Source organism: Lancefieldella rimae ATCC 49626, from assembly GCF_000174015.1.
GTDB classification, from domain to species: domain Bacteria; phylum Actinomycetota; class Coriobacteriia; order Coriobacteriales; family Atopobiaceae; genus Lancefieldella; species Lancefieldella rimae.
Window position 1 is genome coordinate 281,092 of record NZ_ACFE01000002.1, and the last position, 24,257, is coordinate 305,348.

General features: G+C 47.5%; 24 protein-coding genes. 20 read left to right on the top strand and 4 right to left on the bottom strand.

Features of this window, described 5'->3' with window-relative positions:
* Together ATORI0001_RS03990 and ATORI0001_RS04000 are read left to right on the top strand one after the other, a co-directional pair.
* On the top strand, positions 1 to 912 hold the full coding sequence (locus ATORI0001_RS03990; RefSeq protein ID WP_003149541.1) for a DUF6414 family protein: 912 nt from the start codon (positions 1 to 3) through the stop codon (positions 910 to 912).
* Between the two features lie 1,425 nt (positions 913 to 2,337).
* Entirely contained in the window at positions 2,338 to 2,712 is a 375-nt protein-coding gene (locus ATORI0001_RS04000; RefSeq protein ID WP_050768519.1) for a hypothetical protein, read from the top strand.
* A 514-nt stretch (positions 2,713 to 3,226) separates the two neighbouring features.
* Here ATORI0001_RS04000 and ATORI0001_RS04010 read toward each other — a convergent pair.
* The 3 genes from ATORI0001_RS04010 to ATORI0001_RS04015 form a co-directional block, all read right to left on the bottom strand.
* Positions 3,227 to 3,703: a hypothetical protein gene (locus tag ATORI0001_RS04010; protein WP_003149164.1), complete on the bottom strand. Its 477-nt coding sequence runs from the start codon at positions 3,701 to 3,703 to the stop codon at positions 3,227 to 3,229.
* A 376-nt stretch (positions 3,704 to 4,079) separates the two neighbouring features.
* The gene (locus ATORI0001_RS08105) at positions 4,080 to 4,463 is read right to left on the bottom strand and encodes an ATP-binding protein (RefSeq protein ID WP_081450669.1); all 384 of its coding nucleotides are present in this window, start codon (positions 4,461 to 4,463) and stop codon (positions 4,080 to 4,082) included.
* 85 nt (positions 4,464 to 4,548) lie between these two features.
* On the bottom strand, positions 4,549 to 4,854 hold the full coding sequence (locus ATORI0001_RS04015) for a transposase (protein WP_162010740.1): 306 nt from the start codon (positions 4,852 to 4,854) through the stop codon (positions 4,549 to 4,551).
* Positions 4,855 to 5,018: 164 nt separating this feature from the next.
* Here ATORI0001_RS04015 and gnd point away from each other — a divergent pair, with 164 nt between their 5' ends.
* The 5 genes from gnd to ulaG are packed head-to-tail and all read left to right on the top strand — an operon-like array spanning position 5,019 to position 9,222.
* On the top strand, positions 5,019 to 5,975 hold the full coding sequence (gene gnd / locus ATORI0001_RS04020; protein WP_272947310.1) for a phosphogluconate dehydrogenase (NAD(+)-dependent, decarboxylating): 957 nt from the start codon (positions 5,019 to 5,021) through the stop codon (positions 5,973 to 5,975).
* 12 nt (positions 5,976 to 5,987) lie between these two features.
* Positions 5,988 to 6,446, top strand: coding sequence for a PTS sugar transporter subunit IIA (locus ATORI0001_RS04025; protein ID WP_003149055.1), 459 nt, complete (start codon positions 5,988 to 5,990; stop codon positions 6,444 to 6,446).
* 5 nt (positions 6,447 to 6,451) lie between these two features.
* Positions 6,452 to 7,768: a PTS transporter subunit IIC gene (locus ATORI0001_RS04030; RefSeq protein ID WP_003149367.1), complete on the top strand. Its 1,317-nt coding sequence runs from the start codon at positions 6,452 to 6,454 to the stop codon at positions 7,766 to 7,768.
* Positions 7,769 to 7,813: 45 nt separating this feature from the next.
* Entirely contained in the window at positions 7,814 to 8,098 is a 285-nt protein-coding gene (locus ATORI0001_RS04035; RefSeq protein WP_003149080.1) for a PTS sugar transporter subunit IIB, read from the top strand.
* 56 nt (positions 8,099 to 8,154) lie between these two features.
* Positions 8,155 to 9,222: an L-ascorbate 6-phosphate lactonase gene (ulaG, locus tag ATORI0001_RS04040; protein WP_003149664.1), complete on the top strand. Its 1,068-nt coding sequence runs from the start codon at positions 8,155 to 8,157 to the stop codon at positions 9,220 to 9,222.
* An 86-nt stretch (positions 9,223 to 9,308) separates the two neighbouring features.
* On the opposite strand, the gene ATORI0001_RS04045 is transcribed toward ulaG, so the two are convergent.
* The gene (locus ATORI0001_RS04045; protein ID WP_003149471.1) at positions 9,309 to 10,160 is read right to left on the bottom strand and encodes a MurR/RpiR family transcriptional regulator; all 852 of its coding nucleotides are present in this window, start codon (positions 10,158 to 10,160) and stop codon (positions 9,309 to 9,311) included.
* 255 nt (positions 10,161 to 10,415) lie between these two features.
* On the opposite strand from ATORI0001_RS04045, the gene ATORI0001_RS04050 reads away from it, so the two are divergent.
* The 13 genes from ATORI0001_RS04050 (at position 10,416) to ATORI0001_RS04115 (ending at position 23,967) form a co-directional block, all read left to right on the top strand.
* On the top strand, positions 10,416 to 11,510 hold the full coding sequence (locus tag ATORI0001_RS04050; protein WP_003149231.1) for a hypothetical protein: 1,095 nt from the start codon (positions 10,416 to 10,418) through the stop codon (positions 11,508 to 11,510).
* Positions 11,511 to 12,128: 618 nt separating this feature from the next.
* Positions 12,129 to 12,425, top strand: coding sequence for a ferritin-like domain-containing protein (locus tag ATORI0001_RS04060; protein WP_003148953.1), 297 nt, complete (start codon positions 12,129 to 12,131; stop codon positions 12,423 to 12,425).
* A 275-nt stretch (positions 12,426 to 12,700) separates the two neighbouring features.
* Complete coding sequence (gene yhfZ, locus ATORI0001_RS04065) at positions 12,701 to 13,618, top strand: GntR family transcriptional regulator YhfZ (RefSeq protein ID WP_162010741.1); 918 nt, start codon at positions 12,701 to 12,703, stop codon at positions 13,616 to 13,618.
* Positions 13,619 to 13,634: 16 nt separating this feature from the next.
* A complete protein-coding gene (locus ATORI0001_RS04070; RefSeq protein ID WP_003148887.1) occupies positions 13,635 to 13,997 on the top strand; it encodes a PRD domain-containing protein in 363 nt (120 codons plus the stop codon).
* A 13-nt stretch (positions 13,998 to 14,010) separates the two neighbouring features.
* The gene (locus ATORI0001_RS04075; RefSeq protein WP_003149139.1) at positions 14,011 to 14,370 is read left to right on the top strand and encodes a DUF2620 family protein; all 360 of its coding nucleotides are present in this window, start codon (positions 14,011 to 14,013) and stop codon (positions 14,368 to 14,370) included.
* 24 nt (positions 14,371 to 14,394) lie between these two features.
* The gene (locus tag ATORI0001_RS04080; RefSeq protein WP_003149291.1) at positions 14,395 to 15,723 is read left to right on the top strand and encodes a YhfT family protein; all 1,329 of its coding nucleotides are present in this window, start codon (positions 14,395 to 14,397) and stop codon (positions 15,721 to 15,723) included.
* 48 nt (positions 15,724 to 15,771) lie between these two features.
* Entirely contained in the window at positions 15,772 to 16,686 is a 915-nt protein-coding gene (locus ATORI0001_RS04085) for a phosphotriesterase family protein (protein ID WP_003149475.1), read from the top strand.
* Between the two features lie 2 nt (positions 16,687 to 16,688).
* On the top strand, positions 16,689 to 17,789 hold the full coding sequence (locus ATORI0001_RS04090; protein WP_003149640.1) for an aminotransferase class V-fold PLP-dependent enzyme: 1,101 nt from the start codon (positions 16,689 to 16,691) through the stop codon (positions 17,787 to 17,789).
* 27 nt (positions 17,790 to 17,816) lie between these two features.
* Positions 17,817 to 18,977 carry an alanine racemase gene (locus tag ATORI0001_RS04095; protein ID WP_003149653.1) on the top strand — a complete coding sequence of 387 codons (1,161 nt, stop codon included), beginning with the start codon at positions 17,817 to 17,819 and terminating at the stop codon, positions 18,975 to 18,977.
* Positions 18,978 to 18,998: 21 nt separating this feature from the next.
* Positions 18,999 to 20,216 carry a phosphopentomutase gene (locus tag ATORI0001_RS04100; protein WP_202813995.1) on the top strand — a complete coding sequence of 406 codons (1,218 nt, stop codon included), beginning with the start codon at positions 18,999 to 19,001 and terminating at the stop codon, positions 20,214 to 20,216.
* Between the two features lie 4 nt (positions 20,217 to 20,220).
* On the top strand, positions 20,221 to 21,294 hold the full coding sequence (locus tag ATORI0001_RS07645) for a hypothetical protein (protein WP_003149267.1): 1,074 nt from the start codon (positions 20,221 to 20,223) through the stop codon (positions 21,292 to 21,294).
* A 482-nt stretch (positions 21,295 to 21,776) separates the two neighbouring features.
* Positions 21,777 to 22,445 carry a transaldolase family protein gene (locus ATORI0001_RS04110; RefSeq protein WP_003149467.1) on the top strand — a complete coding sequence of 223 codons (669 nt, stop codon included), beginning with the start codon at positions 21,777 to 21,779 and terminating at the stop codon, positions 22,443 to 22,445.
* 325 nt (positions 22,446 to 22,770) lie between these two features.
* On the top strand, positions 22,771 to 23,967 hold the full coding sequence (locus tag ATORI0001_RS04115; RefSeq protein ID WP_003149024.1) for an ATP-binding protein: 1,197 nt from the start codon (positions 22,771 to 22,773) through the stop codon (positions 23,965 to 23,967).
* The last annotated feature ends 290 nt before the right edge of the window (positions 23,968 to 24,257 follow it).

Sequence of the window (24,257 nt, forward strand, 5' to 3'; positions counted from 1 at the left end):
ATGAATAAAGATGAGAAGACTGAAGGGACAGTTTTCTTTCCTTATTACGTGAATCAGCCACGATTAATAGATCTATTTTCTCTGCTTAATGAGGGCTACTCTGAATACGAAGAGATTAGCGTAAGTAGTGAAAAAAGTACGAAGAAGGGAAAACAGGTAGATATTCAGACTCAAGGTGGATTCAAGCTTTTCAATCTGGGCGGTAATGTTGGAATCTCGCGCGAAAAAGATGTCAACAACAGTAAGGCTTCAACTGAGAAGCGCGTTCAGACTGTGCCATCGATGCTTGATCTGACAATTAAGGCGATGAAGAAGCGGGGTTTTCTCGTTTCAGAAGGTTTTGAAGATCCAAAAAATATCACAGTGGGAATGTTTGTCTTACCTTCTGTCAGGTTGAAGATCAACTCGATTAAGTCTCTTATGACGGAAATGGAAGATTTGCTAAAACTTGCCAACAGTATGCAAGCATTTACAAATGCTCAAGTTGGTAATAAGAAGTCGGCAAAAAGCACCAACCTAGATCAAATGAAAAAAATAAATGAAGTTGTAAAGCAACTCGTCGGGGCAGAAGAAGTTATTTCTCTGTCTGATGAATTTGTGCTGGTCGGTAATATTTACGATGACAATCTATATCAAGCATCTCGGCAAGACTTGATAGGAACTGATTTGAAGTGTCTAGCACAGGTCAAACGAGTATTTGAGGATGGTGCCCCTCTACTCCGAAATACAATGTTTGCAAAATTGAATAATCCAGAAGCAAAAGAAGGGTTCGTTAAAGCTCTTGAGATGTTTTCTGATGGAAGCGTCTATCACTTTGAAGCGGATGTTGTAACTCAGATTAAAGATAAGCCAGTCTATGAAATGGAACTTGTTGCCCTATACCTTGAACCTCAGCCATCTAATTCTAAATAGCATTCTCTAAGTTATTTCACACGGTTGATTGGCCACGTTTTCCTTTGCTACAGCATTCAAGTCCGAGAGATCGTATTCGTGCGCCATACACTGCAGCGAGTGCTCAGACTCCCTAAATCTCGGTCCTGTAGCTGTCTTTCTATGATGACGTTAGTGTTGTTCATGACTATGCGGACGTACTGGTCGCGTTCGGCGTAGATGATAGTCACCTCATGCTCGTCGAAGTGTTCTTGTACTCAGGCGATGGTGACCTCGCGGAACTTTGCAGTCCACGTAGTCTATGGGACCTGGCGAGAGCACGTAGTGCTTGTAGGTGTGGTAGGTCCGGTCTCCCTAGGGTATATCGTTTCGCCAGCGTGAGCGCTGGCATCTATCTCGGCCGTCCAGTTGAAGGTGGCGGCATCGTGCTCGAACATTTCGAGGTTCAGCAAGTTTTAGACCATCGCTCGTTCTCCTCAGGTGAGATATCGAAAGACGTCCTGGCAGGGTGTGTGGCCGGATAGGGGCTTCAAGAGCGGCATGGGTATCCCTACAGGAAGAGTAGGTGTGTCTCGGCCATCTCGCGCACAGGTACAGCGAGAACGTTTGTCCTCTCTCGTAGGTGCTCTATCTGGCTCCACGAAACGAACTCCTTCAGGACATCCGAGACATTCATTGCCTTGAGTGTGAGGTAGTAGGCGATGCGGTTCAGGGTGAGGGCGACTTGGTTTTGCTGGTATCCCCACTGATTGGACTCGCGATAGAGATAGTTCGAGCATGCTAGGTTGAGCGGCCATGTAGCAACGTGTCACGACGTCGTCTGCTGACAGTTGCAGGAGCACTCTCACGAGCTAGAGGTGGCGATTCCAGTGCATCTGAGAGCGAACAGGCGTGCTTCAGTCCATGTCGACCACATCCCCGTATGCAAGTGTCTGTTGTATTTCTCAGTGGTTTCTCCTTGTCGCTATAAGTGGCGCGTCTCGTGTCTTACCCGGACTGGTGTCCGGGCTTTCCAGGGGCGCGGGAGATTTCCACTAAGGAGCGAATCGTGCATGCTGCGTGTTTCCACCATTCTGTGGTCTGTTGGAGAAAGCATGAGGAAGTAAGCCAGATCGCTCAAAAGATGGGTCGGGATAAGTCCACCGGCTCAAGGGAGCTTGCAAGAAACGAATGGAATATACTGACTGTTTCTCGCAAATATACTGGGCTTCCACAGCACAGGCAAAAGCAGATGCAAGACACATCCGCTGCAGGAGGGACAAGTTCTTAGACGATGCGGGCATGCGCACACTCGTTGCATCCCTTATACAAGATAAACACTGGTCGCCTAAACAGATCTCAAGGAGGCTCTTAAGAGAGCGTCCTGACAGAGTTTTAAGCTGCAGCACGATCTATTAAGCCCTAAGGGTAGGTGAGCTTGACCTCAAGCTTCCCAGCACACAGACGATGTCCAGGAAACTCAAGCATAAAGGAAAGCGTCGGCATACAAAGCTTGAGCGCAGAGGCAAGATCTGTGCCACATATGAGATCTCCGAGCGTCCTTATGTAGTTGAGAGCAGATCTTGTATCAGCGACTGGGAAGGAGATACCGTTGCCGGAAAACTCGGAAGCCCTCGCTTAGTTATACAGGTAAATCGAATGAGCGACCATCTTGCTGGCGGTAAGGCAGCCTCTGGATCAAGCAGAGACGTTGGTGCTGTCGTAGTGCGCGCTTTGCGTGAAGAGACACCAAGAACGATAAAGCTTGATCGTGGCAGCGAGTTTGCAGGAGCCTTCGGGCTTGAGAAGACACACTCAAAATACCGATTTACTTCTCCCTAGCAAAGAGGAACCAACGAGGACGCTAATGGTCTTCTAAGGTAGTACTTTCTAAAGGGAATCTTCTTGAATGTTGTCAGTGGCAAAGAAATCGGTTCTGTCTGGTATCGGGGCGCTGCTAAGTTACCGCATCAACTGTTTTGGCAGCGAGCTCTCATAACGAGCGATAGAGTCCGGTCGCTTGGGATTCACAGGTATCTACCGGTCAGTCTCACATCTCCGCACACATTCTCGTATCAATTTGCGAAGATATGACCCTGGTAGTCAACTTCTTCAATCTTGCATTGGTATGAGGGAAAGAAAGGCTTTAGATGCCAGCTGTCGACCTCCTCCTTATTCTTTTCGTTGTAGACTTTGAGCTCGAACCAAACCTTGCAGTTGCATTTAAGGCCTCCGTTAGTCTAACGCAGTCTAATCATCTTAGAGTAGCCCGCCTCTTGGGTATCCTCATCCGATGGATTTCCGAGATAGCCCGGGTACGGCTGTTTCCATCCATTCTCCTCTGAACCTCGCAAGATTACTGATGTATGCAATTCACAAATTTTCTACATCCGATATCAATCTTCTGGTCTACATCGTCATCTGAACTAGTTAGGTAGACTTCATAAGCATCGTTTGTTGAGATGTTCTCAACCTTGAACATAGCCTCAACTGATGGGCCGTCTTCTATAACATTAGTTGGGTTACTAAACAGAGGTTGCCCACACGCTGGCCAATCAAAGTATACAAGTGTCACCCTAAAAGTGGACAAATACGAAAACGCGGATATATCTCTGCTCCGTCTCGAGATATCGTTAGCCTCTTTAGCCTGTTTATTTGCTTCCTCTGACAAGCGGTTTGCATCCAACGCTAGTCGATTGGCTTCGTCTGCAATGTTGCGGCTCTTACGAGCACTGCTCTGTGACTTGATTGCAGAAACGATTGCAGTAATTGCAGAAACAAGAGCAATCCAATGCTCCGGTTTAAGGTTATTAAAAAACTTTAGCAAACCCATTGGCATAATCCTTATCATCCGAAAAGTATATGCTCTCTCGATATATTTGCCCACTAATACGCCTTAAGGTCACCGAATCAGCTTTCCTTGTGATGAACTCATCGGTTTTTGTGGGGCACAAGGAGAGCTTATGCCTGCCTGAATGCTCGACTTTCTTGTCTCAAAAGGCTTCCGTCCCTGAGAGAGGTTCTTCACTATTTTTTTAGATATACCCTATGATTCCTTGGTGTATTCGTCAAGAGTCTCATTATTATGATTGCCCTAGCTCTGTCTTTCACAAGGTAAGCTTTTAGGGATTTATATTTATCTGTTTGGGTTTCATGGCCTAACATGAGGACGTCGACTCGTCCCCTTGACTAACCTTTCGACCTTTTCATCATAAGGTCTTTTTCAAACTTCCTACTCTACCACTGAACTCAACGAGTCTGCCGTGATACTTGATCTTGTCCACTGTAGTCGAGGTGAGATGTGCATTCCCAAGTATCGTGCCACACTTTCCGGATCTGATGTTAGTGGTAACGATCATGCTTTTGGGCTCGTACGTTGCCAACATCACTTGGCAGAGCAACCTTACACTTACGATATCGATTTGTAGATACTTGCACTCATCAATTATCTGTAGGTCTGTCTTGACGATGTCTTTAAGGAGCGGTCCGAGTCTATTTCGGCTATAGACCCCTTGAGTGTCATCGCTAGCACCGCCGTTTCGAAGTACGACTTTATATTTTCTCCTTGCAGTAAGTGTAGTACCTACAGCGATTGGCGGGCAGGTCTTTTCGCGCTCGTATCAGCCGTAGAACATAAGGTTCTGAATGGCATCGACGAACCTGAGTGATTTGAGCTCGCTAAAGTGTATAGCTCTCGGGAAAGACCTCTGAGATCGTCTTTGTCAGTCCCGTGTGAGCATCAGAGGTAATGAGACGGACGTTTTTCACCCTGCTCTCCCAAAAGTCCTGCAAAAAACCGCGCCAGGAGAGATAACTCTCAGCGTTAGCACAGGTGAAGCTCACATAATGCCTACGGCTGTCATATTCAGCACCATAGGCCTCATATAGAAATCGTTGAAGCTGTTTTCCAAGACATAGCTTACGGTATAGTGTCGTCATCTGAGAGTTGGCGTGAGTCAGCCATAGGAACTTCATTTCGACCATTTCTACTATCAAAAGAAAAATTCTTCGATTCTCACCAGTATAAAAACAAATTTCCTATATATTATAAATCTGAGGAAAATAATTTCTCATTCTGAGAATTTCATGCTCTGGGGAGTTCTCGCTCTGTACAGTTCGCTCTTGGCGTTTCTCGCCCCGCATCTGTTCTGGAACTTACCAGAAGAAAAGGGGCAACGCCTGAGCGAGAGGAAAGGGGACAAGGTATGCGGATCGGTCTTGTAGGGCTTGGGAAGATGGGCTATAACCTGGCCTTGAACCTCAAGGATAATGGACATGAAGTTATCGGCTTCGATCTCTCAAAGGAGGCGCGCGCAGCGGCCGAGAAGGACGGTGTTGCCACAGCCGCAAGTATCTCTGAGCAGATCGGTCAGCTTGCAACTCCTCGTGTCCTCTGGCTTATGGTTCCCTCGGGCGCGGCCACACAGGCAGTTATCGACGAGGCGCTGGATCTTCTTGAGTCCGGAGACGTCCTCATCGACGCCGGCAACTCCAACTACAAGGACTCCGTGCGCCATGGTGACGTATGTGCCAAGAAGGGTGTCGCCTTTCTTGACGTGGGTACTTCGGGCGGAACTTCAGGCGCGCGCTACGGTGCCTGTCTCATGATAGGTGGAGACCAAAAGGCCTACGACCTTCTCTCTGAGGTCTTTGATCAGGTGTCCTGCGAGGATGGCTGCACCTATGTAGGCCCTGCCGGCGCGGGGCACTTCATGAAAATGGTCCACAACGGCGTCGAGTATGGAATGATGGAAGCTATCGGCGAGGGCTTTGCCATTATGCGAGAGGCCCCCTTTGACTACGATCTTGCTGCCGTTGCCAAAAATTGGAACCACGGTTCTGTCGTGCGTTCCTGGCTCATGGAGCTTGCTGAGGTGCAGCTTGCAAAACATCCGGACCTCTCGGATATCAAAGGAATTGTTGCCGCGTCGGGTGAGGCCAAGTGGACCGTTGAGGCGGCGCTCGCCGAAGAGGTCCCCGCTCCGGTCATCGCGCAGGCGCTCTTCGAGCGCAATGCGTCCCAGATGGGGGAGGAGAACTTCTCCAACAAGATGGTCTCCGCTCTGCGCAACGGCTTCGGCGGTCATGCCATTGTGAATGAATAGGGAGAAGAGAGCATGGATACGAAGACTCTTATTCGTCCCGAAGACATTCAGCTAGGCCTCGAAGCTGCCGACTGGGAAGACGCTCTTAAGAAGGCTGCCGAGCCGCTCATTGTCCACGGTCACATCGAGCCCGCCTATGTGGAAGACGTGATCCAGGCGGTAAAGGATCTCGGACCTTACATCGTTCTCGCGCCAGGCTTTGCGCTGGGTCACGCCAGACCCAGCGACGCGGTCCACCGCGCCTGCGCCTCCCTCGCTACGCTCAAGACTCCCGTCAACTTTGGAAGCAAACAGAACGATCCTGTTGATGTGGTCATGATCCTCGCCGCCGTTGACGACAAGTTGCACGTTGAGCTTCTTCAGAAAGTCGTGCTCTTTCTCAATCAGAAAGGCAGCTTTGATACCCTGCGCTCGGCGAGAAGTGAGCAAGACGCCCGCGCCATTGCCGAGAAGATCAACCGAAAGGAGTAAGGCAAATGGATGTACTCAATTTTCTTGTCTATCAGGTCCTCACGAATCAGACGATCTTCATCGGCTTGATCGCTCTCGCAGGATTGCTTCTTCAGAAGAAGGAGCTTCCCCACGTCATTGATGGCGTCGTTAAGACGGTGGCAGGCCTTCTGGTCCTGTCTTCCGGTGCGGGCATCATCTTTAGCTCCTTGTCGCAAGTAGTTACTGCCTTGAATGAAAGCATGGGCGTTGCAGGGACTCTGCCCATCAATGATGCCGCCGGTGCTATGGTTCTCTCGCTTGAAGGTTATGGCAGGAATGCAGTGCTGATCTTCCTCTTTTCGTTCCTGCTCCATCTGGTGCTTGTTCGTCTTGTTCCCGGTAAGGACTTCAAAAACGTTTATTTGACGGCACATCTGGCGCTGTTTCATGCCTGTTTCATGGCGGTCACGCTTCCTGCAGTGCTCGGCACTAGCAACGCCGTGGTTATTATCGCCGTAGCTACCGTGCTCAATGCCGCCTACTATACCTTCTCGCCCGCCATTACCCGAAAGCTCTCCCGTGAGTGGACCAAGGACGCCATCACTCTTGGTTTTATGGACCAGGTTGGTTCTCTTGTTGCGCATTTCGTGGGGAAGTTCGCAGGGGATCCAAGTGAGGATGCCGACAAGCTCAAGCTCCCCAAGTGGGCTTCGATGTTTCGTGACAACACCGTTGTCCTGTTCTTCCTGATGCCCATCATCTTTGTCGGCATGGGTCTCGCCGTGGGTCAAGAGGGTATCCAGGCCCTCGTCGGAACCGGTCCCGATGCTACCAACTGGATCATTTGGCTTATTATCCAGGGCTGGACGTTTACTGCCGGCATTATCATCCTGCTTCAGGGTGTTCGCATGTTCGTTGGTTCCATTGTTCCTGCCTTCAAGGGTATCTCCGACAAGTTCCTACCAGGCGCTGTGCCGGCGCTGGATGCTCCGACCTTCTTCCCGTATTCGCCTATGGGCGGCATGTTTGGTTTTCTCGGCTCCTCCGTTGCTGCGATCCTGGTTTGCCTGCTCACCATCATCTGCCATGCGCCGGTCATCGTCTTTCCGTCTCCGATTATCATGTATTTTGACGGCAATGTCATGGGTGTCTTTGGGAACAAAGCCGGCGGCTGGAAGGGCGCCATTGCAGCGGGTTTTGTTACCGGCGCTCTTACCTCTGCTGCGGCTATCCTTTTCTATCCGATCACCGGCGCGATGTTTGGCTCCGGCGTTACCTGGTCCAATATCGACTACGCGCTTGTGTGGATGCCGGTCATGTATATCCTCAAGTTCCTTCGTGGGCTGGTCCTGGGCTTCTAACCGGTTCTAGGCTTCTCACCAATACTTTCTCTGGAGGTAATCACAATGAAGATCTGTGCCGTTTGCGGCTTTGGGGTTGGTTCGAGCGTCATCGCCAAGATGAACATCGATAGCATCCTGGCTCAGGAAGGAAAGGATGACATTGAGGTCGAGACTGTCGACCTTGGGAGTGTGACGGGCGTTGACGCTGACGTTTTCTTTACCACCAATGAGCTGTTCGACAACTTTCCGGACGAGCTTAAGCCCAAGACCGTGGTCTTAGACAACTTCGTTGATCTTGCTTCGATCAAAGAGAAGCTTGATGAAAAGCTGGCGGAGTTGGGCGCTTAACGTGACCTCGGACGCGGCGAGCTCTCTTGCCGCGTCCGTTATTCTAGGAGTTGAAGATGTCGGATATCGAGAAGATCACAAGACAGACCTGGATCAACGAGGTCTTTCCTACTTGGGGCACCTGGCTGAACGAGGAGATCGAGCGCACAGAGGTCACACCGGGAACATTCGACCTGTGGTGGCTCGGCAACATGGGGGTTTGGATCAAGAGCGAGGGCCAGACCAATGTGGCTGTTGACCTGTGGTGCGGAACGGGCAAACGCACGCATGACCTCGCTCCAATGGATCCGAGGCATCAGTTTGCCCGCGCTGCCGGGGCAAGGATCCCGCAGCCAAACCTGCGCCTCTCTCCGATAGTCTTTGATCCCTTTGCGATCCGTGATCTGGATGCTCTTCTCGTTACACATATCCACCACGATCATCTCGATAAGAACGTTGCTGCCGCGGTGCTCAAGGGGGTCGAGAAGGACGTGCCCTTTGTGGGCCCCCGCTATGTTGTCGATCAGTGGATCTCCTGGGGCGTGCCCGAGGACCGCTGTGTGGTCATGGCTCCCGGCGACACCCTTTCTGTCGGCGACGTGATCATAGAGGCGGCCGAGTCCTTTGACAGGACCGTCCTTGTGACTGACTGTCCTGGAGAGCCTGCGGTCCCCGACAACGAGGTGCCGTCTATGGATGAGCGTTCGATCAGTTACCTCATCAAGACCCCGGCGGGAACTGTCTACCATGGCGGCGACTCGCATTTTTCGACCAGGTTTGCCGAGCAGGGCAAGCGCTTCAACATTGACGTGGCTCTTCTCGCTTTCGGCGAGAACCCCATCGGCATACAGGACAAAATGACTTCCTCTGACATTCTGCGCGCCGCTGAATGCCTTGGTACAAAGGTGGTGATCCCGCTGCATTGGGACGCCTGGACCAACACCCTTGCGGATCCCCGGGAGATCGTGCGGCTTTGGCAGGAGCGCCACGAGCGCTTAGGCTATAGCTTTCGTCCTGTGTCCTGGCTTCCCGGCGGCAGATACACATACCCTGCGGATGCGGCAAAGACCGAGTACTTTTACGATCGGGGCTTCTCGGATATCTTTGAGGAACCGACGAATCTTCCGTATCCGTCATTTCTGTAGCTCTATAGCTCGGGTCGAGCCCGCCGGCAAAGATGTCGTCGGTGGGAATCGCTTCTCCCCGTTTTGTTCGCTCCAGGTTGCTCTCCCTAGGCCTTTCGGGTGGCTGAGATGACCTCGCGAACCTCTTTCAAGGAACGGCTTGCCGCGTTCTCGTCGGAAAACATGACGATGGTGTAGAGTGCATCCACAAGAGCAAGCTGAGAGATCCTCGATGCCAGCGATTCGGAGCGGTATGCGGTCTCCTCGGCGATAGTCACAAGGCAGGCATCGGCAAGAGCTGTCAGGGGCGAAGAGGGATTGCTCGTGATGACGATGGTAGATGCTCCGACCTCGCGGAGCTTCTCGGCGATCTGAATGGTCTGGATGCAGCGCCCGGAATGTGAGACGAGAAGTGCGCAATCATCCCCATTAGAACGTGATGCGCGCATGAGCTGCAGGTGGAAGTCTGCGTCGTAGGCTACACGCTTGGGCGTGCGCAGGAATTTATGGTAGGCATCTGCCGCCACCACGGAGCTTCCGCCCATGCCATAGAAAGTGAGCTGATAACAATCCTCAATGAGTTTTGCCGCATGGATAATATCTTGCTCAGAGAAAAGCTCTTTGGTATCAGTGAGCGATCGAATGCTGGATTCAAAGACGGTTTCTGCCATCTGTTTCGGTGTTGACTTGTGCGTTATATGTTCATGGATGGAGACTTCGGGGTCAAATCCTTCTGCCGCAAGTTCTCCACGAAAATCTCGAAAACCCTCAAAACCCAGTTTTTGAGTGAACTTGAAGACTGTTGAATCGGCCATACCTAATGTCTGAGCGATTTGGCTTATGGTCATTTTGGATGCCTTGTGCGGATCAGCGAGAAGAAACTCTGCCAACTGGCGTTCCTTATCCGAGAGCGATGATTCTAATGCACGAACTCTTACCCTGATAGTCTGGCTGGCCATGCTACCTCCTAAGTTAATGAATTACTTTGAGTATATTCGAAAAAAGTTCGATGTCTTTCAAGTTGATGAGAAAATACAAAGGAATATCTCATGAAGATTGTTGATTGTGTGCGAGCCGCATTCCGTTTGATTTTGCAGCTGTGATTCTAGTGAGCAACTAGATACCTCTCAAAAGATACTGACGGGCAATTGTATTTGACATTTCCATTAAAATGTTACGAGAATATGTTGCATTCTATGAATATAGGAGAACCCATGAGCAAGAAACTGTTTACCCGTCGCTCTTTTACCGGATTGGCAGCAGTAACTACGATGAGCTTCTTTACCGGCTGTGACAAAGTAATGAAGCAGGTCCTTAATGGGTCAGGCCAAGATGACGGCAAAGGAAGCAGCCAGACTCAAGGTAAAAACCAAGAGGATGAAAAAGAAAGAGTTCTTGCTGCTTGGAATACAACGCCGTTTGTAGAAAAGCCGGATAATCCAACACTGGACGGAGACATCAACAAAATTATCGTTGGTGTATGGCAAGTTGATACGGCTATTGGAGCCGGTGATAAAGCCGGTAAAACCTACGATCACGCAGGTATGCTTAACCAGGCATACCATGACGGCACCGTCCCTCACTACATTTTTAAGAGCGACGGTACCCATGAGCTGCACCATTTTGACGGTAAAGTAGATCATGGCAAATGGACTGCCAAAGGCGATTCAGCCATTTCTTGTGTCTATGAGGAAGACGGGACAACGGATGAGTGGATCTACGACAGGGAAGCGCAACGACTCAAGTTTGAAGGTAAATCCGCCATTTCAAGTTATCAAAAACTGAGCGACAACCCCAAAGATACCTCTCAAATTGCCTATATTGATGGCAACGTTGTCAACTTTGCTGCAACGATACCGGGCGTATGGGAGCTCGTAAGCCTCCATCGTATTAATTCGGATGAACCTGATTTAAGTACAGAGGACGTCAAATCTAATATTAAGAAGACCGGAACAAGCTATTTCTTCTCGGTACATAAAAACGGTTTCTGTGCTCTGTTCTATCCAAGCGGAAGAGTCTTGCCGGGAAGAATTGAGGCAGAGAGTTCTTCTGACGATAAGCAAACCTATCCGATGCTTGTTGCGGCGTCGGATCAATTTGAAAACGTTGAAGAGGCTTCGCTTCAGGCGCATCCAAAGCGTCCGACAACTGTTTACGTTAAGTTGAAAGAGGTAGAGCTGCTCTTTCAGCATCTGAATCATCGCGAGGATGACTTTGGCGATATTTCTTATGCTCCAAAAGCATCGTTCCCATGGCACCTCGATAAGCTCGGCAATCCAACGTCTGAATCGAGTGGCGGTAATTCCTAGAATAATTACGTCCCAAAAAGTGGTGTAAGGGCTATTTCCTTACTACCTTCTAGCCTATATTGTGCCGTCTCCTATAAGGCGGAGCATTGCTTGCTTGGAAGGAAATACCCAACGACACAGTTGCGCCTTTTAATTTCTCAATATGAGAGAAGCATTGTCAAGTGGCATGACGTAGCAGGCCCTAAGATCTTCTTGGGACTTGCTACTACTTTCAACCAGAGAAGTGCCTGCGCTGAGCATTCCTTAGTCGGCGCTTGCTCGGCAAGCTAATATTCGCGGGCTTTGCTCCACGCCTTTGCTGGTTATGAGATCCAACAATTGGTAGGGAGGTGTGGTATCGCACTTCGATTCTTCGTCTGGAACCTTCGGTGCGAAGAGCAGTCTTAATAGCGGACACAGCCGATGGCTGTTCAAAAAAGGTTCGTGAGTAGATCCCAGCTTCGCGTCGACCACAGACATCTCTGATAAAAGTCTTATGAGATACAGTGGGTCTAGCTCTTCTGATAGGTCCCTTCCACCCTGCATCCTATCTCCCAGACCCAGCACGCAAGTTCGCGAGCGACCGAGATGGTTGAAACTTTGCTTGTGTTGCCGGCTCTCAAGAGCTGCTCATAGCGTTTGGAGAGGCGCTTTGATGAGGTAGCTGAGCTCATTCTCATGAATGAAGGCATGCCGCTTGCTTCTATGGATGAATACCTTAAGAACACCCATCTTAAGGAGGCAGCGGATGGCTATAAGGATCCCGCCGAGATCTTCTCCGCTATCCTTGCTGACTATGAGTCGATTCGCAACCTTGCCGCAGAAATCAAGAAAGATGCAGATGCAGAGGGTAACTACCTAGTGTCTGCCGCCATGGACGAGCACATCGCTGCTCTCTCCAAGACCATTTGGATGATCAAGCAGTCTCAGAAGTAACAAGCAGGGCCCTCAATTTTAAGAGCCTTCAGTTCTAGAAGCTGAGAAGATCTTAAAGGCGCTTCAGTGAAAGCACTCTAAGGGTATCGCTTTAACCAGCGGTACCCTTTTTTATAACGCTTACCCCTACTTTTATACCGTTTACGGGGTTTAGGTAAAAAGTAGATGGCATGGATCTAGAAAGAAGAGCAAAATATTATCTAGAATATATTTTATTTTGTATATTCAATATAGTAGCAAGAAACGTAATGGCAGAAAACTCAAAGGGAGAGACGATGAAAAAAACACTGAGTAAAGCAGGATATGCGATTCAGTGTGTTGCGGGTGAGCTATGCAAGTGTGATGTAGGGGACAAGATTCCAACCGTTACAGAGCTTGAAGAACAATGCGGCTGCTCTCGAGGGAATATACAAAAGGCCCTATCTGTGCTCAAAGAAGCAAAAGTTATTGCACTTGAGGCTCACGGCCAGAACGGAACATACGTAACAAAGATAGATTATGTGCTTATCGCCAATGTCTGTGACAAGGATATTATAACGGGGCTCATGCCCTTGCCGTATACGACTCGCTACGAAGGGCTTGCTACAGGCCTTTTATCGGAGTTAAACGAATGCGGGGAAATAAAGGGATTTCTTTCTTTTGCACGAGGCTCAGAAAACAGGATCGAAGCCTTAAAGAATGGTTTTGTTGACTATGTAGTATTAAGTAGATTTGCAGCAGAGCAATATATAGCAAGTGGCTTTCCGCTAAAAATAGTCCTGAAATTTGGCCCTCATACCTACGTTGGACGACACGTTCTTCTCGCGCGCCAAGACTCTACCGATAATCAGGATCTACTTAAAGTTGGGATTGACGTGTCGTCTGCTGACCAAAGCATGCTTACCAAACAGTACTTCAAGCGCATGGAAGTCGATTATGTCCCCGTTCAATATATGAATATCGTAAAAATGCTTGACGAGAAGAGCATAGATGTCGGCATTTGGAACGAAGACGATATCCACGTACTTGAAGATCACTTGGATATAAAACCTTTGCATGACCCTGATGAACAGTCGTCTAATAACGAGGCGGTAATTGTGACGTTAAAAAATGACGCTCTTACACAGAGTCTCATTGCACACCTGGTCGATAAAGAGCGCGTTTTGAATATTCAAAAGAAGGTTATGTCCGGAAATATGCTTGCTCGGTACTAAAAGGAGGGGAGAGAGTATGCGAGAAGTTTTTGAAAGAATTGAAATATTAAAGCAAGCGGGTTTTGTTGACGAGAACGACGCCGAGAGCCTGAAGAACGTTGTTGCACTCATTGAGCATGAGTGTGGTCCTGCAGAATCTGACGAGCATATTGGCATTATCATTACCCACATTGCCGCTGCTCTTAAAAGAAATGTCGAGGAAGAAGAAATCGCTCCTATCAATCAGCAGGCACTGGAAGAGGTGTATGCAAGTCCCGTATTCCCAAAAGCAAATCGTATAGCCAACGATATCAGCGACATGTTTGCAGAAAGGTTAAGTAAAGATGAGTTTGGTTTTGTTCTTGTCCATATAGCCGGTTTGTTGGTGGCACACCAGTAGGGAGGAAGAATCTATGAGAATTGCAGTTGGGGGTCTTAATAAAAACGAAACGGAGGCAGCGATCAAAAAGGCCGACCCTTCAATTGAAGTCGTTGTTACGAACGACATGCAGGGAGCCCAGATGATTAAAAGCGGGAAGGTTGATTATTACATTGGAGCATGCAATAGCGGCGGCGGAGCAGCTATTTCAATTTTGATTGGACTCGTGGGCTATACGAAGTGTTGCACAGTCTGCAAAAACGGGGGCAGCCCCAGCTTTGAGGAAATCAAAAAGTTTGTTGATGAGGGAAAACTGGTATTTGGAACAACGGTAGATACTATCGATACAACAGTGCCCTTACTTGTCCGGGCTCTCGTTGAAAAGTCAGAGTAAATAACGGTTGAGAGGAAGTGTGTTGTGGAAGTTTCTGCGCTAAGCGTTATTTTGATTGGGGCAGTATGTGCGGTAACAGCTTTGTTATCCCATATGGGCGTTGCAGTTTTTAATGATGGTGTAAGACCGTTTGTCCCAGAATTCCTTGAGGGTCGTATGCCGCGTCCTGAATATGCTCTTGCGGTGTTTGGTCTTTGCATTGGCTTTATTGCTTCTGTCGGTATCGGCAATGCACTTGCGACAAATCTTTTGAACCCCTGGCTTCTTTTTCTTGCGACAGACATTATTGGTGCATTTTGCCCAAACAAATGGTCTGCTGCTATTGCGGGAGCTGTATGGGGTGTTCTGTGTCTTGTTAGCCTTGGCGGTATTAATACAGCTCTTACCTTTCTTCCTGTTGACTTGCTTGGGTCACTTGGTCAGCTTGGAACCTATATTGTTACTGGCTTTGCCCTCTTTCCTGTTCTTGCCATTACGATGCAGTTTGGTTGGAAGAGAGGTGTCGTTACAGCAGTTTTAGCTATTCTTGCTCGTATTTTTGGGCCTATGTGGAAGTTTGGACCTTCCAAGGCGTCAATCAGCGCTGATGCATGGATGCTTCTTGTTGGTGTGATTTTGCTCTTTGGCTTCGCAATTGCTCAGGACCTCTCCAATAAAGGCGAGAAGAACGGTGAGTTTGAAGGTAACTTGTTCTCTGAACGCGTTGCTCGGATTCGCAAGAATGTTCCATTCCTTATGGTCGGTGGCGCTCTTATTGCAGTTATTTGTAATCTGCACCTTTTTGCTGGATCAACAGTGTCTATGTTTAGCTTAGCTGATGCCTACCATGGAGCTGCGAATGCCTCAGAACTCATTCAGTCCGCAGCAGTAAACGAGCTCTTCCGTGGCTTGAGCTTTATCCCCCTGATTGCGGTCACCGCTATTACTACAGGTGTTTACGGAGTTGCTGGCTTTACCTTTATTTACGTGGCAGGCTATCTTGCTCCAAATCCATTTGTAGCAGCAATCTTGGGAGCCCTTATCATTTTTGTTGAAGTTATGCTCCTTGGGTTTATTGGTAAGCAGCTTGGACGGTTCCCAAGTCTTCGTGATGCTGCTGACAATATTCGTTCTGCTATGGGAACGTGCGTTGAGTTTGCAGTTCTCTTTGGATCTCTCAATGCGGTAATTGCCATGGGAACAAAGATCGGAAACCCGGCTCTTGCCTTTGCGATTGCAGCCGCGGCGTACTATCTCAATGAAGTGACTGGTCGAAAGATCATGCGCATGGCCATTGGTCCTGTATTTGCTCTTGTAACGGGCATTATTTTGAACCTTTTGTATTTTGTTGGCCTCGTTGCTCTTGTCGGTTAGAAAGGCTTGCCGGGCGTATGAGGTAAGTTTGGATATAAGGTGATGTAGATGATTCAAACAGTGCTTGGACAAATTGATGCAGCAAAGCTTGGTATCACCATGGCGCATGAGCACCTTTCGGTCAATTTAGGAAGTGTGCGAGGAGATACTGATTCCATCTTTTCGTATTCAAAAGATTTGTTACAGGAGCTCAAAACACTTACTGATGCCGGAGTGCATACGGTGGTCGAAGTGAGCTGCAATGATATGGGAAGAGACGTCCAAGCACTGCGGAAAATCTCTCAAGAATCCGACTTACAGATTGTATGCTCAACGGGATTTTATCTTGAGAAGTACCATCCTGCATGGATCAAAGATGCTTCTATAGAAGATATTGAAGAGATTTTTGTTAAAGATCTTACGGTAGGTATCGACGGTACCAACATCAAGGCGGGAATTATCGGAGAAATTGCTGGTGAGGAGAAGCGCATAACTTCTTCTGAAGAAAAAGTTATGCGCGCTGCCGCGCGTGCTGCTTCCAAGACGGGATGTGCCGTAACTACTCACTGCCAACTGGGACAAATGGCGCCAGCTCAGGCGGACCTTTTGCTCTCGGAAGGAATGAAACCCGAAAAGCTGATTTTAGGTCATCTAGATTTGGCGAATGATCTTGACTATTACCATACCGTCCTTGCATATGGGGTAACTATGGGCTTTGATACCTGTGGAAAGACAGCGTATCTTGCTGACGAGGCGAGAATTAAGAACCTAATAAAATTGATTGAAGAGGGTTTCAGTTCCCAAATAGTACTTTCAACGGACATTTCGCGTAAATCCTACATGTCAGTCTATGGAGGGCTTGGCTATGCAAGAGTGATGAACTATATTGTTCCGCAGCTCAAAGAGCATGGCGTCTCTACTGACGATATTGATAATTTGCTTTCACGTAATCTTGCAAGAATTCTTGATATGGCAAAGGATTAAGTATGGAGACATTTCCCTTGTATTCCCGGTCATTTGAAGAGGCAAAAGAATTGCAGTTCAAAATTGTTGACTGTGCAACAAAAGTTTTCAATGGAAATGACGCCCTCTCGATAGGGGACTTGGGTGTGCATAAAGGCACCAATGAGCCTCTCCAAACCATCCGAGTTGAGAAGGTACTTGCAAGAGCTTTCGATGCCGAAGATGCCGTTCTTGTACGGGGTGCGGGAACCGGAGCGCTGAGATGGGCTCTTGCAGCCACAATCAAGCCAGGGTCAACCATACTTGTGCATGATGCTCCAATATATCCAACAACAAAAGTGACGCTTGAGCTTATGGGATGTACGGCAGTTTATGCGGATTTTAATAATCTAGAGCAGACTAAGAGAGTGATTGAAGAAGCCAAGGGCTTATCGGCAGTCTTAATACAACATTCCCGACAAAAGCCAGATGATTCGTATGATCTTGGGCAGGTTATACGAGTTGTCAGAGACGCAAATCCAGGGCTTCCGATAGTGGTCGACGACAATTATGCCGTTACGAAAGTCATGAAAATCGGATGGCAAGCGGGAGCTGACTTGTCGGCGTTCTCAAGCTTCAAATTACTTGGACCAGAAGGAGTCGGCATCGTACTTGGTGCCAAGGACTACATTTCTGCGATCCGCAAAATGCAATATTCGGGCGGAAGCCAGGTCCAAGGTTCGGAGGCAATGGAAGTCCTTCGTGGTCTTATTTATGCACCGGTCGCACTATCAATTACGGGGGCAACGTGTCATGAGTTGGCAGACCGGCTGAATGCGAAAGAGATCCCTCATGTTGTTCAGGCCTTTGTCGCCAACTCCGAAAGTAAGGCCGTTCTTATAGAGTTTGATGAAGATATCGCCGAGAAAGTTCTTGAACTTGCACCTGTGTACGGAGCTGCTCCTCATCCCGTGGGATGTGAGAGCAAATATGAATTCTTGCCAATGTTCTACCGGATAAGTGCAACGTTTCGAGAGGCAAATAGTGCGTGGGAACATCGAATGATCCGGGTAAATGTTATGCGTTCCGGAGCGGATACCGTTATACGGATCCTTAAAGAGCTGTTGGATGAGATCTATAGCTAGGGATATGTAGAAGAGCTGGAGGCTCTGATGTTTTTGGACAGGCTGAATAAAACCAATAAATCGCTGGTAGATCTAGCATTTTCTCTGCATCAGCAGGGGGCTATAGAGCCAGATACCTATATAGTTGATCTTGACTCACTGATAGAAAATGCACAGAAGCTCAAAAAGAAAGCTAACGAGAAGAACATCCAGCTGTATTTCATGCTCAAGCAATTAGGAAGAAATCCTCTTATTGCTCAGACTCTTGACGAACTTGGGTATGCCGGAGCGGTATGTGTTGATTATAGGGAAGCAACAACGCTTGGTGAGAATGGAGTCCGGCTGGGGCATGTGGGAAACCTTGTGCAGATTCCTCTTCAAAGTATTGAGAGAATACTGACGTACCGACCAGAAATCGTAACGGTTTTCTCACGAGAAGAAGCAAAAAGAATTGGAGAGGTTGCAGAACGGCTTGGTTTTGTTCAGTCTATTATGCTTAAAGTTCTTGATACAGAGGATGTTCAATATTCTGGCCAAAGTGGCGGTTTTTATGTGGATGAACTTGAGCAAGTGGAACAAGAAATCGCAAAAACTTCCGGTGTACATATAGCAGGAGTCTGTTCGTTTCCGTGTTTCTTGTTTTCTGATCAAACAAATCGTATAGAGACGTTGCATAACGTTTCTACAGTACAAAAGGCTTGCGAGTACCTTCATTCAGTAGGTTATGACAATCTCCAGGTTAATCTACCCTCGCAGAGCTGTACTGCTCTTGTGGATCGAGTGAGCCAACTTCAAGGGACGCATATGGAGCCTGGACATGGGCTGACAGGAACGACGCCCTATCATGCTGCCGGTAACGACATGGATGAGAAGACGTCGTACGTATACGTAAGCGAGATAAGCCACAATCTTGGATCAAATTCTTATTGCTATGGTGGGGGCTTTTATAGGCGCGGACACCTGCATCGTGCTCTTGTAGGAAAAAGAGAAGATTCTGCAAAGACATGCGAGGTAAACGCGCCAACTCCCGAAAGTATTGATTACTATTTTGAACTATCTCAGAATGCGACCGTAGGAGATACGGTGCTTATGTGTTTTAGAGCACAGATGTTTGTTACCAGAAGCCATATTGCCGTGGTACGTGGTCTTTCACATAATGCTCCGGTAATTGAAGGAGTATTTGATTCGCAAGGTAGAAAAATTCGCTAGCTATAGTGAATGGAGCATATGATGAGCGGAAAGTTCGTAGTTATTGTTTTGGATGGTTTTGGTGTTGGAGAAATGGAGGATACAAAGGATATCCGACCAGCAGACATTGGCTCCAATACCTGCGCCCACATTTTTGAAAACATGCCAGGTCTTACACTTCCGACCCTAGAGAAGCTCGGTCTTGCAAATGCTGTAGGGAGAGAATTTGAGACACTGCACTTCTCGCCAAGCGCTCTGTATGGTAAGAGCAAGCTCATGCACCAGGGTGCTGATACGTTTTATGGGCATCAAGAAATTATGGGAACAAAACCACCAAAACCTCTGGCTGAAGCCATACAGAGCCATATTGAAGAGATCAAAACAGAGCTTTCCAAGGCAGGGTTCAAGGTTCGAGAATTCTCGTCTTCTGAGTCAGGGAATAAGATCCTTATCGTCAATGAAGCATGTACTGTGGCAGATAATATTGAGTGTGATCCTGGCCAGGCGTTCAATGTAACTGCTGCAATAGATGATATTGATTTTGAAACTGAGCTGACAATCGGATGTATTGTGAGAAAGGTTGCAAAAACCCCGCGGGTTATTACGTTTGGAGGCCGGGGAATGCATCTTCAGAACCTCTTGGATGCGATTGAAGAGCATGGTAATTTTATTGGCGTTAATGCTCCGGCCTCAGGGGTTTATGACAATGACTATCACTGCGTCCATATGGGTTATGGAATTGATGAAAAGGTGCAGGTTCCTTTTATTTTAGGAGAACAAAAGGTTCCGGTGTATCTATTAGGTAAAGTTGCCGATGTCTGTGCAAATGCATTTGGACAGTCGGAATCTATTGTGGATACGGCTCAGGTACTTTCTCGAACCCTTGCCATTGTGTCATCAATTGAGGGCGGGTTTGTTTGTACCAATGTGCAAGAGACAGATCTTCAGGGACATGGAGAGAGCGTACCTGGGTATGCCGAGAAATTGAGGATCGCCGACTCATACATTGCTCAAATCATTGATGAGCTACAGGATGACGATATTTTGATAGTTATGGCCGATCATGGCAACGATCCTACGATTGGTCATCCTCATCATACAAGGGAACATGTGCCGCTGTTGATATATACCAAAAATGGGACTCCAAAAAATATTGGAGTCCGAGAGACCCTGTCTGATGTTGGGGCAACCGTAGCGGATTATTTTGGAGCTCCTTCACCTGAGAACGGTACGAGTTTCTTAAGTGCAATAAGAGAATAAAACGATGGGGTATACACTCGAACAGCGAATAGTACTTGCTCAGCGGGCACTTGGAAACAGTGTTGTGGCAATTAACCATGATGTTGCAGGAGCTTCAACTGAGACAATCTATGTTGGTATAAAAGATACCGAGTGCATTTCCGATGATTTGATTGAGACCATTAAAAGTTCTTCTCGGTATCGAATACTTACGGTTGACAAAATGAGTGATTTTGGTCGCAGTGTTGACAGTGATTTGGTCAATCCTCTGACATTTAGTCCCATGACTGGATCGACAAGCGGAGGCCCAATCAATATTCTGAAGGGCATTACCGATGTATGCATTGGGACGGACGGTGGTGGCAGCGTTCTAGCGCCGGCTCTTGCAACAAATCTGTATTCATTTCTGGGAACTGGTATGGGTTTGACGTGTACGCAAAAAGGCATTTCTACCGACGGCATTCCATTGAGTCCAGGTGTGGGAGTTATTGGCGCTTCTCTGGAGAGTGTCATTGATCTTGTGAAGTTGATCTGTCAAATAGATATTGATTGCAGCCCAAGAAAGAGGCACTTAAAGCTGGTACTTCCGGCGCCATCGTGTAAAAAGCATCCTTCGAGGGCAACAATATATGAAAGGATACAGTCCTACCTCAAGGCGTTGAGCGTTGAGGTGGATTGTGTCACCTATCCATATATAGATATGGCTGACCGAAAAAGTACCGTTAATGACTTAAAGCATATATGGCGAGAAGATCCGTGCGCCATAGTGGTTTCATTTGAAGGGCCGATTGACTATCCGCTTCCTGAAGAGTCGATACGTAGTTCGTTTAGAGGGCTTGTTGAGGAAGAGAGTGATGTAGATCATACAAAATTGCTCTGCAAGTCTATCAACATTGCAGGTGGGACTGCTATAACAATTCCAGCTGATGAGATTGCGAGTGGACTGTTATTGGCGGCTGCTCCAGGGTTAGAGCAAGTGCAGAATTTGGTTTTTCTCGCGAAAGAGATTGATAAAATTACCCCAAAGTCAGCCCTTTTTGAAAAGTATTTTCTCAATCATGAAAAAGCACCAACAATAAGGACGAGTACTGTATTTTAATTGGCGGTAATTTTAGCTTTTGCGCATGTAGATACGCTGCCGATGGTGCTGTTCTTGGGTTTTTAGATTAATTCTTGCCATAACATATGTTTGCTCGTTATAGATGAACGTTGAAGTGTGTGGCTTTGTGCTTGTATTGGTAATTTCTCACTAATAAAATCCAGGCTTTGAAGATGTTGATAAGTGCTGTGTACGAATTTAACATATCAAAATAATAACTTACCAATGGTCTGAGCACGTCGATTAGCCAGTCTCATTTAGTTCATTAATTACGAAACAAATGGGTTTTGTTGCAGAATACTGGACTTTTATATCTTTATCATAGAGGAGGAAAAGCATGAACAATCGCGCGGAGTTGTTGTTTACCTTAGTATGCAAGCGTGCCGAGAGGGTTTCTGTTGAACAGATATGTCAAAATGCAGGATTGAAAACTGTCCGTCATGGCGAGTAGCTATGACAATGCGTGAACGGAAACTTATAGCATGGAATTTATTCTTGATACCGCTGATTTAGATGCCGTAAAGAAGCTTGATGAATTGTTGACTATTGCAGGTGTGACCACTAACCCTACAATTATAACGAAAAGCGGTAAGAGTCCAGAGGATGTCATTCGGCAGTTTGTGGACTATCTGCGCCCTGAGCAGAAATTCTTTGTCCAAGTGGTTTCGACAGAATATCAGGAGATGTTGGATGAAGCTCGCTACATTTGCGACCTTCGCCCCAAGAATACATATGCCAAAATTCCCGTTACTCATACGGGTTACAAGGCGATAAAAATACTAAAGTCAGAGGGTCGTGGCGTTTTGGCAACGGCCATCTACTCTGCTGACGAGGCTTTTTTGGCAGCGTTGAATGGTGCCGATTACCTAGCTCCTTACGTGAACCGCATGTGCAACTACGGAGATGGTATCGGTCAGGTCGTAGATCTTCTTCAAATGCTTGAAGCCCAGGAATTGAATTCAAAAGTTATTGCCGCTTCATTTAAGAATACGGAGCAGGTCCACGCTCTTATTGCTGCAGGCATTCATGCAGTGACTGTTCCACCGGAGATTGCCTATGCGATGATTGGCCATCCTGGCACCGAGATTGCCGTTAAGGAGTTCTCTGCCAACTGGCAGGTCGCTTATGGTCGGGATTCTTTAAGGAGCTAAAGGTTTACTAAAAACCTGCTGTGACTGTGGAGCGTAATAGATTCTTATAAGGTAGCTCCATGAGTAGGACTTGATACTAACGTCCTTTCTGCAGTTCGTTAGTAGTCTTTTGGTGAAAATGATGCTGTCTCAAGAACAGTGCAACGCAAATGCAACGCAAACGTTTGCGTTGCATTTGCGTTGCAAAGAAAACCAGAGAAATGAAATTTCTGAATCCACAAGACGCCGATGCTTCCAACATCGGCGTCTTACTTCTCCTCCAAATCAAGAAATTCTCATTATACTGAGTAAATTTACTCAGTACTGCAAGAAGTAGGAGAGTTTGATGTTCGAGCGAAGCTATGTAGAAACAATCGTTGAACGAATTGCAGAAGAGAATAATCCGTTGATGCAGGTTGTTGTGGACCCTCGTCAAACCGGAAAGAGTACCATACTTGGACAAGCACTCGCCAAGATGGATATGGAGCAGTTCTTTGTAAGTGCAGATGACGCTATTGTTCCAACTGAAGAGTGGCTTCAAGTTGAGTGGCAACAAGCGCGCAACTCGACTCTTTCTGGATCTCGGACGGTAGTGTTAGCAGTTGATGAGATACAAAAAGTTCCGCATTGGTCAGCTGTGGTAAAGGCACTTTATGATGCCGACCGACGCAACAATATGCCCATTCGTATTATCCTCAGCGGATTATCTTCGCTACTGTTGCACAAAGGCCTAGAGGACTCGCTGATGGGGCGCTTCGAGATGATTTACTCTCCCCATTGGAGCTATGCGGAATGTTCGCAGGCGTTTGGATTCTCCCTTGACGACTATTTGTATTACGGCGGTTATCCGGGGGCAGCTCGATTTGCGGGTGATGATATACGTTGGACTTCTTATGTGCGCGATGCAATTGTTGAGCCCACCATTTCACAGGATGTTCTTGCGTTGGAAGATATCCGTAAACCCGCTCTTATGCGCTCTCTTTTTAGACTCGGTTCGACATACTCTGCGCAGGAACTCTCCTTTAACAAAATGCTTGGGCAGCTTCGGGATGCCGGAAATACCGTAACAATTGCTCATTACCTAGATCTCCTAGGTAAGTCAGGAATACTCTGCGGTATTCAAAAATATGACAAAAAGGCAATTACGCGCAAAAAGAGTTCTCCACGTCTTATGGTATTTGATACTTCGCTTATGACTGCCGTATCCGGAATTGCAAAAGAACGCTGTCTCAACGAGCTGGATTTACGTGGACGTCTCATTGAATCAGCTGTTGGCGCAAGGCTTCTTGCGCGCTCGGCAGAGGAGGGCTTTGATGTGTTTTGGTGGCGAGAAGGATCGAAGGAGGTTGATTTTGTCATTTCGAAAGGTACGTCAGCTCTCTCCGCAATAGAGGTCGAAAGCGGGCACAAAAAAGAGCAAAGCGGTATGGCAGCTTTTCTTTCTTTGCATCCAAATGCCAAGCGCCTCGTTGTTGGCGGTATTTCCGCCGGAGCTTGTGAAATCGAGAAGTTCCTGAAAGATGAAGTGCCGCTGTTTTATTAAGGGGAAGAGGAGACCTAGGGAATGAGGTTTGGTCTAAAAGTTCCAAGCCCAAGTTCCGTCTCTTAGCAAATGGTAAACGTGGTTTGCAAAATCCCTATTTCGACCTAAAAAATGGTTTGCAAAATCCGAATTACTATGATTACCAGCTGTTTCTCTAGGTCAGAATTTTGCACTCTGAAACGTGCATTGAAGAGTGGAATCTCATACTTTTCCGATTGCATTATGTTATGGTCGTTATCAGTTGAAGAATTTAGGAAAGATGTAAGTGAGCTTTACCGGCAAGGCTTTAT